Genomic DNA, 16,461 nt, shown 5'->3' on the forward strand with positions numbered 1-16,461 from the left:
TTTTAATTTTTAAATATGACTTTAGGTAAGCCTATTTCCCCATACATCAGGCTTTTGACGTATGGTTTCAGAAGTTGAGTAGCTAAAAGGTAAAGTGCCGGAGCAGTTTCAGATCTTGCTTTAACAACTACTTTCAGATCTTTATACTGCTCCATTGAAGCACTTTGAAGGTTTTTCTTCCAGAGATCCAGAAGGATTTCCTCAGAATTTTTGATATCTGTGTAAACAGAATAGCTGGAAAGTTTGTCCATTAATAGCATATAAGCCCATGGTGGAATAATAGCGTCGGTAGAACAGATAATAGCTACTGCCTTGCCGGCATATATTGAGAAATCCAAAACAGAAATTGATTCTTTAAATTCTTTTTCTTTCACGATCATTCCCATGAAAAGAAGCTCCTTAAGGTCGAATTCTATAATATCTATAGAAGGTTTATAATCCCAAAGATCGAACGCAATGATTCCGGAGGCTTCTGCTTTATTAATAAAAACTTTCTGATCCATGATTAAATGTTTAGCACAGTTTACTTTCGTTATTTGATTTTTGAAAGGACCTCTTCATATTTTTTTTCTACAGAAGCCCAATCCAAAACAGCCCAGAAGGAATCAAGATAATCAGCTCTTTTGTTTTGGTACGCTAAGTAATATGCATGTTCCCAAACATCAATTCCGAGTATAGGAAAGCCTCTGTTTGCAGACTGAATATCCATCATAGGATTATCCTGATTGGGAGTTGAACTGACTGCTAGTGAACCATTGAATTTTACATACAACCAAACCCATCCCGATCCAAATTGTCCAAGTCCGCCTTTTTTTATTTCTGCTTTAAGATGATCAAGGCTTCCAAAAGTAGTGTTAATAGCTTCTGCTAATTTTCCTTCAGGATTTAATCGGGGGCTTGGAGAAAGGATTTCCCAAAACAAAGAATGGTTATAGTGTCCACCACCATTATTTCTTACAGCCGGACTGTATTCACTTATTCTTTGCAGTAGAGAATCCAGGTCATCATCCTTTTCATCAGCTTGTTCCAAAGCAGCATTCAGATTATCAACGTATGCTTTATGGTGTTTCTGATGGTGGATGGTCATTGTTTCTTTGTCTAAATAGGGTTCCAATGCGTCATATGCATAAGGAAGCTGAGGTAAGGTAAATGAGCTCATTATTTTGATTTTATTTGATTAATGTGTGTCAAAGGTAATAATTAATTTCAATTAAACAACTTTTAAGTTGTTTAATTATGTAGTGCTCATTTTATACTAATGACTTGTCAATTATAGATTTAAAGGATTAAATTAAAGATTATAGAAAATGACTATATTTGTAGTTGGAAAATAAAACAACTTAAATATTGCCAAATGAATAAACCAGCGGCAGATCGTATTCTGATGTTTTTAAAGATGAGGGGAGAGGCAACTTCATTACTGATCTCTCAGGAATTATCTATAACAAAGGAGGGTGCGAGAAAACATTTATTAAACCTTGCTCAGGAGGGACTTATACAATCCATTGCTAAAAGCGAAGGTGTTGGTCGTCCCTCAACGTATTATATGCTTACCGATAAAGGGTTGGCACAATTTCCCGATACCCATGCTGATGTTACTGTACAACTGATCAGATCTGTAAAAAATCTGTTAGGAGAAAATGCATTGGACTTATTGATCAATGATCGTGAAAACATAACCTATCAACGATATGAAAAAGCTTTGGTGAATGCATCAACGCTGGAGCAACGTCTGGATATTCTGGCAAAGATTAGAAATGATGAAGGTTACATGGCAGAATGGAAAAAAGAAGGGCAGGATTATTTTTTAATTGAAAACCATTGCCCAATCTGTGCTGCTGCTGCCGAATGTCAAGGATTTTGCCGCGCAGAATTGTCTAATTTCCAAAATTTAATGGGGCCAAAATATAAAGTAGAACGTATTAGCCATATCCTTTCGGATGGACAAAGGTGTGTCTATAAAATAAATGGATAGTCTATTTTTAATGATATCAATATAGACTTATATGAGTTGAATCTCTCTCTCTCTAAGTATTAATAATTCTTGACACTCATTTCCTGAACTTCTTCTGCTGAAAAACCATAGATCTGAGGGGTTTTCACATCGAGTAAATTGAGATAAATATAAAGTTCCCCTCTGTGGTGGATTTCATGCTCTATCATAGCTCTAAGCCATTTCCATATCGTAATTTCACTATTTGCTGGAGTCAGGCATTTACGGGTGAGGTCCTTGTCACTTAGCCTACTGATAATTTCAATTGTTTGTGTATGCATTTCATTGAAATAGTTGATAATATTGTCATAACCGTCAGCCAATTCTTTTCCACAACCCTGATAAGCGCTTTTTCTGCCTGAAATGGTTTCTCCGTACATATATCTTTCAATGGCAGCAATATGCCTGATCTGATCCGCCACAGTGAATTTTCCTGGTTTATAGGAATACTCCAGATGTTCTGGTTGGATAACTTTAATTAACCGATTGGTTCTTGCTCTTACTTTTTCATAATAATCAATGAATGATTCAGCAGATCTTATTTCCATTGTTTTAATTTTTGTTTCTAGTATCAGTTAACAGGTTGAAAAGACTTCATAATTAAACTGAAATATTATGTGAATATAAGAAAAATCTTTACTCAATAAGCTTTGTCAGCTCTTTTTATACTACCGCAAACATTAATAAATTAACATAATAAAAAAGTCTATTAATTCTGTAGAGTAATTGGAGATATATTATATATTTGCATTCATGTTTCAGAAATAAATAAATGGAATCCGATAAATTGGTCAATTTATTAATACTATTGCCATTTATTTTTTGATTTTATTTTAGAACAAAAAGGAGCTTGTATAATTTTTTTTTAAATATTAATTGCAACATTGTTGCGGAATTGATATTTTTTACTATTATTGCAATTAGATTGCATTAATTGAAATTGATCTTTCGAAACAATACAAATAAATCATTGATTATTAAGAAAGTCAGGATAATAAATAATGAGGCTGAGCAATTGATGGCATGTTTTCCTAAAGCTTTTATACAGGAGAGTGGAAAACAATAGAAAGTAAGAATAATGTTTGGGGATTCAGCTCTTTTCAGGTGACAATAACTTAAAAAACATATTTAATATTTTATTCACTTATGAAAAAACAATTACTAATGATCGGGATATTATTCGCTGCTATGGCGAATGCTCAGTCCAATGATGATCTAAAAAAAGAATTTGAAAGACAGAACGTAGAGAACAACAAAAAGTTTGATTCATATGTTGGAAAGCGTTATGGATCTTCTAAAGCTTCAGATGTTCAGAAAGAAATAGAGGAGCAAAGAAGTAATCTGGCAGGGTTTTTACCGGGGGGGAAACCTTATTTCTATAAAAACCAGGATGTAAGACAAGTTCAGAATGCGAATGCTGATGCTTTAAATACCGCAGGTACCGTTGCAGGATTGAATAACGCTTACAAAGGTGAAAATATTAAGTTTACAGTTTTTGATGGGGGCAGAGTATATGCTGCTCACCCGGCTTTTGATAATGCAGTTGGAAGAATATCCAATAAAGAAGCAGCTACACAGATTTACAGTGAGCATTCAACAGGGGTAGCTGGTTTTATTGGGAGTAGAGCATTGAATATTTCAGGAAATTTGAATGGGGTCCCAGTTACAGCAAATATTCAGGGGGTGGCTGTAAATTCAACCATAGATTCTTATAGATTTGCTCAAACTACATTGCCTGGAAATACTTCTCCTAGTAATGTATTTCAGAAAATATTAATTGCACAGCCCAAAATATCAAATCATTCATATGGAACCAACCCAGGTTGGGATATAGGCAAAGCAGCTGATGGATCTTTTTATTGGCTATGGAATGGTGCTTTTGCAAGTCCAAGCACTACTTTTGACACACAGGGTACTTATTTAGCAAATGATCAAAACTATGATCAGATTGTGTATAATAATCCATCTTATATTGTTGTAAAGTCTGCCGGAAATTCTTACGGAGATGGCCCTGCAAGACCGGGAACTGCTGCATTTCCAAAATATTATGAAGATGACAATGGAAATTTGGTTCAGTTTGCTTCTACAGACACTCTGCCACCAGGCAACTGCGCACAGGGATATGATTGTATAGGGCAAGGCTCTTTGGCAAAAAATATAATTGTAGTAGGTGCTACCGATGTTATTACTACTAACAATTTTAAATATTCTGTTGCTGCTGATGTAGTACATTCTGATTATAGCAGTGCCGGACCAAGAGATGATGGTGGAATAAAGCCAGACATTACCACTACAGGAACCAATGTTTTTTCTGCTTCTACGGCAGAAGACACAGTAGGAAGTACGAAGTATGATTACGGTAGCGGAACATCCTACTCAGCACCGGTTGTAACAGGAGTTATTGGTTTGTGGACACAGATTCATAAAGAACTTTTCTCTAATCAGTTATTAAATGCTGCAAGTGCAAAAACATTAATGATTCATTCTGCTTCAGAAGCAGGAAACGTTGGTCCAGATCCATGGTTTGGATGGGGGTATATCAATGCTAAAAAAGGAGCAGAGCTTTTAGTTGGGAAAGCTAATAATACTGTTATTTTTAATAATGAAACTCTAAGTAATGGCGTAGCCAATACCAAAGTTCTTAAAGCATCAGGATCAGAGCCTCTTAAGGTGACCATCTCATGGATAGATCCGGCTTATGTTCTTCCTGCTAACCTAACATGGGGAGCTGTTTATAATAACAGAAACTCAAGATTGGTTAATGACCTAGATTTAAGAATTATTGATACTACCAATAATACAGTATACACTCCATGGAAACTGGATGCAAATAGTCCGTTGACACCAGCTACTAAAGGAGATAATACAGTAGATAATGTAGAACAGGTTGTTATCGATGCCCCGGTTGCTGGTAGAAGTTACCGAGTAGAGATTACAAACAAAGGTAATCTGGTGAACAGTGCCGGAGCAGGTGCACCTCAGGATTATTCGATTATAGCTACCGGCTATAGTCAGCAGGTTCTTGCTACTGATAAAGTAGGAGATGTAAAAACCGAAAACAGTGTCGTTATTTCGCCTACAATTACTAAAGATATCGTTAAAGTATTGAGAGCTCCTAAAAATTCTACTTTTACGGTCTATGATCTTTCCGGAAAGAAAATGCAAAATGGAACCATTAATACTGATAATGCGAGTATAGATCTATCTTCAAGTATCAAGGGTATTTATATTATCGAGTTAAAAACAGATAAAGAAACTATTTCGAAAAAAATTATTAAAGAGTAAGCCGTAATTCTCTATTCCACTATTTTTTTTATGTAAACAAAGGCGTAGGCATTATTCTATAAAGCCGTTTAGATGCCTTTACAAAGAGACTGTCCTAAAGGACAGTTTCTTTTTTGTTTCAAATTTTGATTCAGTTTTTTTTTAATTACGTTAAAATTTATATAATTTTTATAACAATGTTTTATTTTATGTTTTTTTTATTACTATTGCAGTGAGATTTCATTAAAATAATGTAATCTTTAAAAGAAACACATTTAAAGTCAGTAATTATTGGAGATTGAGTAAAAGTACATAAAGGGGTGTAAAAAATATGTTACTTTTTTTAAGCTTAGACATTAAATTTCTCCATAAATATTAATGAAAGAAAAATTATTTTGTTTGTTCCGGTTTGTTTAAACTTAAAAGAACATATTTAATATTTTATCCACTTATGAAAAAACAATTACTTGTGATCGGGATATTGTTCGCTGCTTTGGCAAGTGCCCAATCTAATGATAACCTGAAGATGGAATTTGAAAAGCAAAATAAGGAAAACAATGAAAAGTTCAATTCTTATGTTGCCAAGCGTTACGGTTCAGCAAAAACTCCTGAAGTTCAAAAAGAAATTGAAGATCAAAGAAGTAATCTTGCCGGTTTTTTACCTGGGGGTATGCCTTATTTCTATAAAAACCAGGATATAAGACAAGTTCAGAATGCCAATGCAGATGTTTTGAATACTGCTGGTGGTGTACCGGGTTTAACCAATGCCTACAAAGGAGAGAATATTAAGTTTACAGTTTTCGACGGGGGCAGAGTATATGCTGCTCACCCGGCATTTGATAATGCAGTTGGAAGAATATCCAATAAGGAAGCTGCTACTGAAATATATAGTGAACACTCAACAGGTGTAGCAGGTTTTATTGGGAGTAGAGCATTGAATATTTCAGGAAACTTAAATGGAGTACCGGTTACAGCAAATATTCAGGGGGTGGCTGTAAACTCCACAATAGACTCATATAGATTTGCTCAAACTACATTACCAGGTAATACTTCTGCAAGTAATGTATTTCAAAAAATATTAATTGCACAGCCAAAAATATCAAATCACTCTTATGGAAGTAATTCCGGTTGGGATCTGGGATCTGCGAACGGAACCAATTTTTGGGTTTGGAATGGTGCTTTTGCAAGTCCTGATGATTCTTTTGATACACAGGGAACTTATTTGTCAAATGATCAGAATTACGATCAGATTGTTTACAGCAATCCTTCTTATATTATTGTAAAATCTGCTGGAAATTATTTTGGATATGGTCCGGATTATCCTGGAACAGCGGCATTTCTAAAATATTATAGAGACGCAAATGGTAACTTACTTCAGTTTGCTTCCACAGATACACTACCATCTACAAACTGTGCACAAGGATATGACTGCATAGGACCTGGTTCATTAGCGAAAAATATAATTGTAGTAGGAGCTACTGATGTTATTACTACTAATAATTTTAAATATTCAGTACCAACGGATGTTGTCCACTCTAACTACAGCAGTGCCGGACCAAGAGATGATGGCGGAATAAAGCCAGATATTTCCACTACAGGAACTAATGTATTTTCAGCTTCTACTGCAGAAGATACTGTAGGAAGCACAAAATATGATTATGGTAGTGGGACATCCTATTCAGCACCGGTTGTAACAGGAGTTATTGGTTTGTGGACACAGATTTATAAAGATCTTTTTGCTAACCAGTTATTAAATGCTGCGAGTGCAAAGACATTAATGATCCATTCTGCTTCAGAAGCAGGAAACGTTGGTCCTGATCCATGGTTTGGATGGGGTTACATTAATGCAAAGAAAGGTGCTGAATTATTAGTTGGAAAAGCAAATAATACGGTTATTTTTAATAATGAAACGTTAAATAACGGTATTGCCAACACTAAAGTTGTAAAGGCATCTGGATCAGAACCTCTTAAGGTGACCATCTCATGGATAGACCCTGCTTATGTTCTTCCAGCTAATTTAACTTGGGGAGCTGTTTATAATAACAGAAATTCAAGATTGGTTAATGATCTAGATTTAAGAATTATTGATACTACCAATAATACAGTATACACTCCATGGAAACTGAATGCAAATAGTCCGATGACGCCAGCTACTAAAGGAGATAATACAGTAGATAATGTAGAGCAGGTTATTATCGATGCTCCCGTTGCCGGAAGAAATTATAGAGTAGAAATTACTAATAAAGGAAATTTAGTAAACAATGCAGGAGCTGGTGCACCTCAGGATTACTCAATAATTGTTACGGGGTATAACCAGGAAGTTCTTGCAACTAATGAAAACGGAAAAACAGATAGTAATATCATTATTGCACCTACTATTACTAAAGATATCGTTAAAGTATTGAAAGCTCCGAAAAATTCAACATTTGGTGTTTATGATCTTTCCGGAAAAAAAATACAAAATGGAACAATTAATACTGACCAGTTTAGTGTAGATCTGTCTTCAGCTATCAAAGGTATTTATATCATTGAAATAAAAACGCCAAAAGAGACTATTTCTAAAAAAATTATTAAAGAATAGTTCATAATTCTATTCTGTTATTAATATAATACCCTGCAATTTCTTATTGCAGGGTTTTTTAATATCGAGTTGTTATGTAATATAATAAGTACTAATATTGTTCTATAACAAACGACCAAAATGAAGACTTACTTTTTACTTATTCTTTCTGTTTTATCAGCATTCTTTTATGCCCAGAATATGGAGTCTGCTGTTGATGCTATTATCAAACGAGAAATGGTTGAGCGAAAAATCCCGGGAGTGCAGATCGCTGTGGTTCAAGATGGAAAGATTATACTGAAAAAGACATATGGTATTGCCAATATACAGGATCATGTTTTGGTTACTGATACAACGATCTTTCCGATTAACTCTTGTACCAAGGTTTTTACAGCCACGGCTATTATGCAGCTGATGGAAGAAGGGAAAGTGGATTTATCTGCGCCCATTTCTACATATTTGGATGATCTTGATCTTCCTGAGCAATGGAAGAAAGTTACAGTTGAGCAGATGATGACCCATATTTCCGGATTTCCGGATATATTGAATGTACTTGATCCTAATACAGGAAATACAACAAAAACTGAAAAAGAAATCTGGGAGGAGTTAAAAAAACGCCCTATGGTTTTTAAAACCGGAGAACAGTTTAGCTATAACCAGACAAATTATTATTTGCTGGGTAAAATAATTGAAAAATTAACAGGTGGGTCCTTTGAAAAGTTCTTTAAGAATAGACAATTTCAGCCTGTGGGTATGACTCATACTTTGTTTGGAGATTCCAGAGATGTTATTCCTCATTTTGCACCAACGTATCGCTATAGAAATAATGGGAAAATTGGCGGTGAAGGGAAGTGGACGAATGATTATTATATATTTCCGGACTTTACCCGAACAGGTGCGGGTATCAACAGTACAGCCGAGGATCTGGCCAAATGGATTCTCGATTTACAAAACGGTAAACTTCTCAAAACTCCTGAAGCATTAAATAGAATGTGGTCGCCTATAAAAATGAATAATGGAACTCCAACAGTTTGGGCACCTGGATGGGGGCTGGCAAAATTCCGAACCAAACACAGAGCCTTGGGAATGTCAGGTGGCGGTAGGTCTGCATTTTTAGTTTATCCTGATGATCATTTAGCAATAATTGTTCTTACCAATTTGGGTGGAAGTACTCCTGAAGATTTCCTGGAAGAGCTTGCCGGTGTTTATAATCCTGACATTATTAAGGCTGATCCTGTTACCTTTTTAAGGCTCAATCTAAAAAAGATGGGTTTTGATAAAGCAATAGAATTAGTGAATTCAGAAAAGAAAAAGAATCCTGATTTTAAACCTCAGGAATTTGAATTGAATGAATGGGGCTACCGGATGATGTCTAAAAATGAACTAAAAAATGCTTCTGAAATTTTTAAATTAAATGTTTACTTATTTCCCAACAGTTCAAATGCCTATGATAGTTACGGTGAGGTTTTATTAAAACTGGGAGATAAAGATCAGAGCATTAAGATGTATCAAAAGTCAATTGAACTGAATCCGGATAATGAAAACGGGAAAGAGGTGTTGAAGAAATTAACTTTGACAGAAGATCCAAAGAACAGTAAATAATCACATTTTTATAAAATGAAGAATCATATCAATCTGATTTTTTTGTTTTTTGCAACATTTTCAATTTTTGCTCAATTACCTGCAGACTCTATAAGAGCTATTGCTAAAAAAGCTGTTGCTGACAAAAGAAGTAAAAGCATCATTATTGGGATTATTGATGCTGAAGGTAGAACAGTAGTCAGAGAAGGAATAATCAGCGATGAACATCCAGTACTTCCTGACGAAAATACGATTTACGAAATTGGTTCTATCACCAAAGTTTTTACTGCGTTGGCTCTAGCGGAAATGTCTTTAAAAAATCAATTAAACCTTACTGATCCTGTCTCTAAATTTCTAACCAAAGGCACAAAACTGCCTGTGAAGAATGGAAAAGAAATTTCTTTACTGAATTTGGCTACACACAGATCCACACTTCCCAGGTTTCCATATAATGTAGATCCCAAAGACCTTGATAAGCCATACGCTGATTATACTCAGAAAAAGATGTTTGAATATCTTTCAAACTTTCAACCGGATATTGATATTGATTCAAAATGGAGATATTCGAATACAGGATACGGGCTATTAGGCTATGTACTTACTTCAGTTTCCAAACGAAGAAACTATGAAACTTTAATAAAAGAAGAGATTTGTCAACCTCTTAACATGAATCATACGGTTATTACCATGACCGACGATATGAATAAAAATAAAGCGACAGGATATACTGAATATGGAAAACCTACAAATTCTGTGGTGTTATCTGCTATAGAAGCAGGCGGAGGCATACGCTCCAATCTTCATGATATGTTTACTTTTGCAGCTGTCAATTTAGGATTTATAAAATCGGATTTGTTTCCGGCTATGGAGCTCACTCATATAAAGCAATCTAAAAAAGAAAATCATTTGGGCTATGCAACGCTTGGCTGGACATTTTGGGATGATGAAGGACAGGATATTGTCTTTAAAGATGGTGGAACTCCGGGCTTCAGTTCGTTTATTGGAATTGATAAAAAGAATAAACGAGGTGTCATTATATTGTCCAATTCAGGAAATGGTGTCACAGATATTGGGTTGCATATTCTACATCCCGAATATAAAATGGAACTTTATAGATATTCCTGGAAATTATTAGATACTTTAAGATCAACTGTCAATATTGAAGGGGTAGATCAGGCCATTCAATTATATAAAAAGCTAAAGACTAGCAGTACTGATGCCGAATTTATTTTTAATGAAAACCAACTGAATTACCTTGGGCATGAGCTTAGAAGAAGCAAAAGGCTGAAAGATGCAGTTAAGATATTTGAGCTTAATGAAAGTGAATACCCGAAATCTACGCTCGTCTATGAAAGTTTGGGAGAAGTATACAAGCGAAGTCATGAGCATAAAAAAGCCATAGAATATTTCGAAAAAGCAAGGGAATTAGAACCCCAAAATCCACATTGGAGTTTCATCATTAGTCGATTGAAAAATGAATGATCATTTTGTATATTCTGAATCTCAATTCTACAAAATAGAACTGACTCTACCCTCTATGAGTACAAGTTAGGCATTATTTCCATCAGAATGAGCAGAGAAACCAGTTTTTTAGAAGATTCATAATTAGGATTAAGCTGCTCTCTGATCTCATTTAAAGCTTTACTGAGATTATTACTTACTGTTTTATTACTAAGGTTAAGTGCTTCGGCAGTTTCTACAACAGACATATTTTTACGGATTCTCAGGTCATAGACTTTTTGCTCGGTCAGGGTAAGACGGGAAATTACCTCATCTATCAGAGCAAATAGTTCATTGATATCATGATCCTCCAATATTTCAGCATATTCCGCATCCGTTATTTCCTCTAAAAAATCCTCAGTCTCATCTACATATACTTCCTGTATCTTTTTGATACTCGCATAATAGTCTAAAATGCGATAATGTATAAAGCGGAATAAATATCCCTTAGCACTTTCTTCTTCATCTGTTTGTACAAATTCCGGGTTTTCCAGAATTCTGATCCAGAGGTTCTGCAATAGCTCTTCTGTAGCTTCTCTATCTCTCGTACGGGTGAATATCATTGTATAGAAACTATCCCAATATCGCTCGTACAGTACAACAAAAGCAGGTCGGTCACCTGTTTTTATTTTCTTTAATAAAGTATAGTCTGTCGGTTTCATATCTTCTATTGCAAATCTACCTAAACTAATATTAATGTTTTATGAATTATCTGGTCTTTAAGGTTAAATAATTCTGAAAAAAATTCTCGTTTTACACTGATAATGTGTCTAATTGTTCATAAATGTGTTGTTTTTGTTGAAAAAATAATATCAATGTTAATGAAATATTAAATACCGTTTGGGAAGTTTCTCTTTTTGCCCAGTATTATAAGTGAGGGTATTTATAAAAACCAATATAACATAAAACTAATACAACAACATCATAAAGTGAAGAAACTGAAATACAGCAAGGCCGAGGCATTTGTTTTTAAATTATGGAGCAGGGAAGTATCTGGTAAAGAGATCTCCAAAAAAGAATCAGAAGTCCTGGAATTGTGGAAAAGTGAAGCAAGTAGAAATCTGGATAAAAACCATATCCAGGAATCTAAAATAAAAGTACTGTCTGGTTTAGAATCCTATTTTGGACGTCCGGTAAAAAATAATGTGTTTTACCTGAGACGAAACTTTTATAGTGCAGCTGCTGTATTGCTTCTTTTGTTCGGCCTTACCGGTTTTTTCTCTTATCAAATTTTTTTCAAACCTGATATATATGTTGCAGCAGAAAGTAACCAGGTTATCAAGTTGAAAGATGGGTCCACAGTAATGCTTTTGCCTGGAGCAAAGCTGACCGTCGAAAAATCTTTTCCAGCTAAAACAAGAGTTGTGGATTTACAAGGGGACGCAGTATTTAAAGTAGCTAAATCCAAAATACATCCATTCATTGTAAAAGCTGATGGCTTCAGTACAAGAGTAATGGGAACAGTCTTTAAAGTAATGCAGAGAGGAGCAAACAAAACAGTAGAATTATATGAAGGAAAAGTGGCGGTTTCTTCACCAGGAAATGCTGTTTCTTACCTTACTCCTAATCAGCGATGGACGAATTTTGGATCAACACATACTGCTGCAGTTATTAATGATAAAACAGATAAGAAATCGGGAAAGAAGATTTCAATACTTCTCACCTTGACCTTCAATGATGTATCCTTCAAAAGTATCATGGAGATTTTATATAAAAATTATGGAATAAGCATCAGATACCCGGAAGAAATTGCTGAGAAAAAAATTACAGCAGATCTTACAGGAAGCAGCTGGGATGAAAATGTAGAAGCTTTAGCATTCATAACAGGGTTAGAAGTACAAAAGGAAAACAATACCACTTATATATTAAAAAAATAGGAACAGGATTGTGTGATGGAGTGTATGAATAAAATTATGAGTCAGTCAGTAATAAAAAGTGGTGTTAAAAATATGAGAAATTTGAAATGCAGTCTTACCGTAGCGGCTATCTTTTTTGCTACAACCATAGACGCGCAGGAGTTAACAATGAAAGTGTCTTTTTCTGCTCAGGCAGGCAAGCCTTTGATTGGAACATTAGAAGAATTTGCAGATAAAGCAAGAATGCGTTTGGTGTATTCGAAATCAGATATTAAAGATCTTAAAGTGGGCGAGGTAAAATGTGATAACATTCCAGTAACCGACTGTTTGAAGAATATTACAGATAATCTTCCGGTTGCGGTGCGCCAAAGAGGAGAATTGATCTCAGTAAGATATCAGGGATCTCCCATGTCTGTATCTTCAATACAAAAAAATGGAAAATTGATCGGGAAGGTTGTAGATGAGATAGGAAATCCGGTTATAGACGCAGAAGTAAACATAGCTGGTAAAGCAACCGTAACGGACAACAATGGAGACTTTACTTTCAGTGTTCCTGCAGGGATTTATACACTAACTGTAAAAGCATCTGGCTACAATTCTTTAAGGGTAGAGAAACTCAAGATAAGTAATGACGAGACAAATACAGTTTCTTTCGCCATGAACCATATCTCTTCAAATAAAGAAACGAGAATTAAAGAAGTTGTGATTAGAGGATCTCGTAAAGCAGATACACAGGCCGGACTTTTAGCACAGCAAAAGAAAGCGGCACAAATGAGCGATGGGATTTCTGCTGAACAGATTTCCAAGACGCCCGATAGTGATGTTGGAGGAACATTAAAAAGAGTAACGGGGATCACAACTATAGATAATAAATATGTAGTGGTTCGCTCAATGGGGGAACGATGGAATACTGCGGCAATGGACGGTATCAATTTACCAAGTACAGAGGCTTATAATCAAAATTTTTCATTTGATATCATCCCTACAGCAATGGTAGAAAGCGTGGTAGTAAGCAAAACAGCGACGCCAGATATGAATGCCAGTTTTGCCGGAGGATATGTAGAAGTTCGTACAAAAGATATTCCAAATGAGAATTTTACTACAGTGAATGTGGGTTCTTCTTATAATGATGTAACAACATTTAAAGAATTTCTTTCAAAGAAAAGAGGGAAATATGATTATTGGGGGTATGACGATGGAACAAGAGATTTTCCAAAAGGTCTGGTAGCTACGGACTGGAATAATCCTTTATTTTTTGAGCAGTCCAGACAATTTACCAATGATAATTTTACGAATTATTCTACTAAAGCTAATCTGAATTCTAACATGCAGGTCGCTTTAGGAAGAACCTTCAAATTAAAAAATAATAACAAATGGGGTTTTGCAGCTGCAATTACCACAAGGAATGAACAGAACAAACTGGATATTGACCACACAGGAAGAGGAGGATGGATGGACAATGCTACAGTAATTAATAACTGGCAAGAGCTGGGAGTTGCTCCGGTTCGCTTCTCAAACTTTAAAAATAAAGGAGCTTCTTACACTTATAATTCTACAATCGGAACGATGTTGAATCTTGGTTTACAGCTTGGGAAAAATAGAATTTCTTTCAGGAACTCTTATACCCATATATATGACCAAACGCTTACAAGAATTACAGGATGGAATGAATATGTAGGTGGAAATGGAGATGCAACGGACTCCTATAACTATTTCTATTATGGTCTCAATCCAAATAATACAGATCCAAAACTTTTGGATAAACCGATTACAGAAACAACTGATTATCCTGTTTATCAGACTTTGTTGCAGAATAAATTGGAGGGTAGTCATAAAATAGGGAATAAGGAGATCAGCTGGTTTGCAGCAAGAACAGGAGTGACTTCTGATACAAAAGATTATACCCAGTACCGCACCAATTATAATTTCATAGGAAATGAAATTTTGAGTTACAATCAGATTTATAATTCACAGGACAATTTTGCAAGAGGGTACATTGCCAATAAAGAAACGGATTACAATTATGGAGCTGCATTAAAATGGAGCATGGATGCAGAAAATTTTAAGAATGATATTAAAATAGGATATGCAGGAGCCATAAAAAATAATACCAATCAGCAACAAAAGTTTTTCCTGAGAGTAGATGAAAATAGAGATGTTCCCAACAGCGAAAAAAACAGTTTGATCATGTACGGCTCTCTTGCAGGCTGGTTTGATGGTTCGCATTATAATCCGGGAGGTATTGGATGGCAGACAAAAGCACTATACAAAAATGATAAATATGAAGGTAAAGTTACCCAACATGCACCATTTATCATGTTTGATAACCGTTGGAACAAGTTAAGACTGGTTTGGGGAGTACGTGCAGAATATTTCAAATATGATCTTATCTCCCAGCAACAGGATCCTAATGACCCTAAAAGTGTTATAAAAGCGCCTATTAAGGAAAAAGCATGGCAATGGATGCCTTCAGCGAATTTCACGTATAGTCCGTTAAACAGTATGAACGTAAGGCTGGCTTATAACAGATCTGTGATCCGTCCTCAGTTTAACGAAAGAACAGGATTGCCTTATTTTGATCCGATCGCAAACGGTTTGATCTACAATACGGAAATGACATCATCTGTAATTAACAATTATGATTTCAAGTTTGAATGGTTTCCTGGATTAGGAGAGATTATTTCCGCGGGATTGTATTATAAAAATATTGACCGTCCTATAGAAAGAGAAGGGTATATCTCTGCAGAAGGGAACCTGTTTCTTTATAATGGGAATTCTAAAAATGCCAAATTAAAAGGATTTGAAGTAGAAGTCAGAAAAAGTCTCGGGTTCATAAAAGAAGACACTTTCCTTAAAAATCTTTTTGTAAGCGGAAATTTCACATACAATGATACGAAGGTAGTTGCTTTTAAAGACAGATATAAAACTGAAGATACGGATGCAACATATGAAGTAGATCGCCCATTATACGGACAGACTCCATATGCCTACAACCTGGGTTTATTATACAACGGAGATCGTTTAGGGTTGAGCTTTTTATACAATGCAAAGGGTGATCAGTATGTTACTGTAGGGTATGCCTACATTGGAGAGGAAATACAACGTCCTTATGCAGTAGCTGATGCACAGATTTCCTATAAGCTTTTAAAGGATAAAAACCTGGAATTCAAATTCAATGTCAGAAACCTTTTCAATAGGGTAAGAGAATATTATAACAATTTCAATTCATACTCTGTGTCGAAAGGAGGCGGAAGCTCTTTTGACACACAAAGGGAATCTTTAGGACTTTTACCCGGAGCTACAGACAAGTATGATAAAGATATTGATAGAATATTGTTCAGAGCCTATAATGGAAGAACATTTGGCTTATCAGTAAGCTATAGCTTTTAGATAAGAAAAAATAATGAAAAATTTAGCTTTTGGCAAAAGCATGATATAAGATCTTATAGATGATAAATGTTACAGGTTCCGTATCCTGATATCTGAGCTAATAAAACTGATGATGCGCACTTCAGTAAACATTCAGATGAAAATGGGACATTACTGTACCCCCGGACAGTAATGAAATCTAAGGGGAGCTCTGCATACCTGCACCTCAGTTATGTAAGGTTCTAAAAACAATGTGTAACCAAATCGCGGAGATATATAAAGGTGAGTATCCCGCAAAACAGGAATCCTCCGGACCAAAAAAAATAATAACCGGATCC

At 35.2% G+C, this 16,461-nt stretch carries 11 protein-coding genes; 7 read left to right on the forward strand and 4 right to left on the reverse strand.

The genetic code is table 11. From position 1 onward, the window contains the following. Nucleotides 1–2: 2 nt before the first annotated feature. Both JHL15_RS10040 and JHL15_RS10045 read right to left on the reverse strand, forming a co-directional pair. A complete protein-coding gene (locus JHL15_RS10040; RefSeq protein ID WP_200245482.1) occupies nucleotides 3–503 on the reverse strand; it encodes a DUF2480 family protein in 501 nt (166 codons plus the stop codon). Between the two features lie 29 nt (nucleotides 504–532). Then, nucleotides 533–1,159: a superoxide dismutase gene (locus JHL15_RS10045; RefSeq protein ID WP_200245483.1), complete on the reverse strand. Its 627-nt coding sequence runs from the start codon at nucleotides 1,157–1,159 to the stop codon at nucleotides 533–535. Between the two features lie 195 nt (nucleotides 1,160–1,354). Here JHL15_RS10045 and JHL15_RS10050 point away from each other — a divergent pair, with 195 nt between their 5' ends. Further along, nucleotides 1,355–1,975, forward strand: a complete 621-nt coding sequence (locus JHL15_RS10050) for a helix-turn-helix transcriptional regulator (RefSeq protein ID WP_200245484.1) — start codon at nucleotides 1,355–1,357, stop codon at nucleotides 1,973–1,975. 59 nt (nucleotides 1,976–2,034) lie between these two features. On the opposite strand, the gene JHL15_RS10055 is transcribed toward JHL15_RS10050, so the two are convergent. Further along, the gene (locus JHL15_RS10055) at nucleotides 2,035–2,541 is read right to left on the reverse strand and encodes a DinB family protein (protein WP_200245485.1); all 507 of its coding nucleotides are present in this window, start codon (nucleotides 2,539–2,541) and stop codon (nucleotides 2,035–2,037) included. Between the two features lie 598 nt (nucleotides 2,542–3,139). On the opposite strand from JHL15_RS10055, the gene JHL15_RS10060 reads away from it, so the two are divergent. The 4 genes from JHL15_RS10060 to JHL15_RS10075 all read left to right on the forward strand — a co-directional run bounded on the left by JHL15_RS10060 (nucleotide 3,140) and on the right by JHL15_RS10075 (nucleotide 10,880). After that, nucleotides 3,140–5,278, forward strand: a complete 2,139-nt coding sequence (locus JHL15_RS10060; protein WP_200245486.1) for a S8 family peptidase — start codon at nucleotides 3,140–3,142, stop codon at nucleotides 5,276–5,278. Nucleotides 5,279–5,708: 430 nt separating this feature from the next. Beyond that, nucleotides 5,709–7,838: a S8 family serine peptidase gene (locus JHL15_RS10065; RefSeq protein WP_200245488.1), complete on the forward strand. Its 2,130-nt coding sequence runs from the start codon at nucleotides 5,709–5,711 to the stop codon at nucleotides 7,836–7,838. 120 nt (nucleotides 7,839–7,958) lie between these two features. Beyond that, nucleotides 7,959–9,419 carry a serine hydrolase gene (locus JHL15_RS10070; protein WP_200245489.1) on the forward strand — a complete coding sequence of 487 codons (1,461 nt, stop codon included), beginning with the start codon at nucleotides 7,959–7,961 and terminating at the stop codon, nucleotides 9,417–9,419. Nucleotides 9,420–9,434: 15 nt separating this feature from the next. Then, entirely contained in the window at nucleotides 9,435–10,880 is a 1,446-nt protein-coding gene (locus JHL15_RS10075; protein ID WP_200245491.1) for a serine hydrolase, read from the forward strand. Between the two features lie 53 nt (nucleotides 10,881–10,933). On the opposite strand, the gene JHL15_RS10080 is transcribed toward JHL15_RS10075, so the two are convergent. Then, nucleotides 10,934–11,560 carry an RNA polymerase sigma factor gene (locus JHL15_RS10080; RefSeq protein WP_200245492.1) on the reverse strand — a complete coding sequence of 209 codons (627 nt, stop codon included), beginning with the start codon at nucleotides 11,558–11,560 and terminating at the stop codon, nucleotides 10,934–10,936. 267 nt (nucleotides 11,561–11,827) lie between these two features. Here JHL15_RS10080 and JHL15_RS10085 point away from each other — a divergent pair, with 267 nt between their 5' ends. Together JHL15_RS10085 and JHL15_RS10090 are read left to right on the forward strand one after the other, a co-directional pair. Then, nucleotides 11,828–12,775 carry a FecR family protein gene (locus JHL15_RS10085; RefSeq protein WP_317193027.1) on the forward strand — a complete coding sequence of 316 codons (948 nt, stop codon included), beginning with the start codon at nucleotides 11,828–11,830 and terminating at the stop codon, nucleotides 12,773–12,775. 36 nt (nucleotides 12,776–12,811) lie between these two features. Continuing rightward, entirely contained in the window at nucleotides 12,812–16,144 is a 3,333-nt protein-coding gene (locus tag JHL15_RS10090) for a TonB-dependent receptor (protein ID WP_234047742.1), read from the forward strand. Nucleotides 16,145–16,461: the final 317 nt, after the last annotated feature.

Source organism: Chryseobacterium paridis (assembly GCF_016595215.1).
Lineage (GTDB): Bacteria > Bacteroidota > Bacteroidia > Flavobacteriales > Weeksellaceae > Chryseobacterium > Chryseobacterium paridis.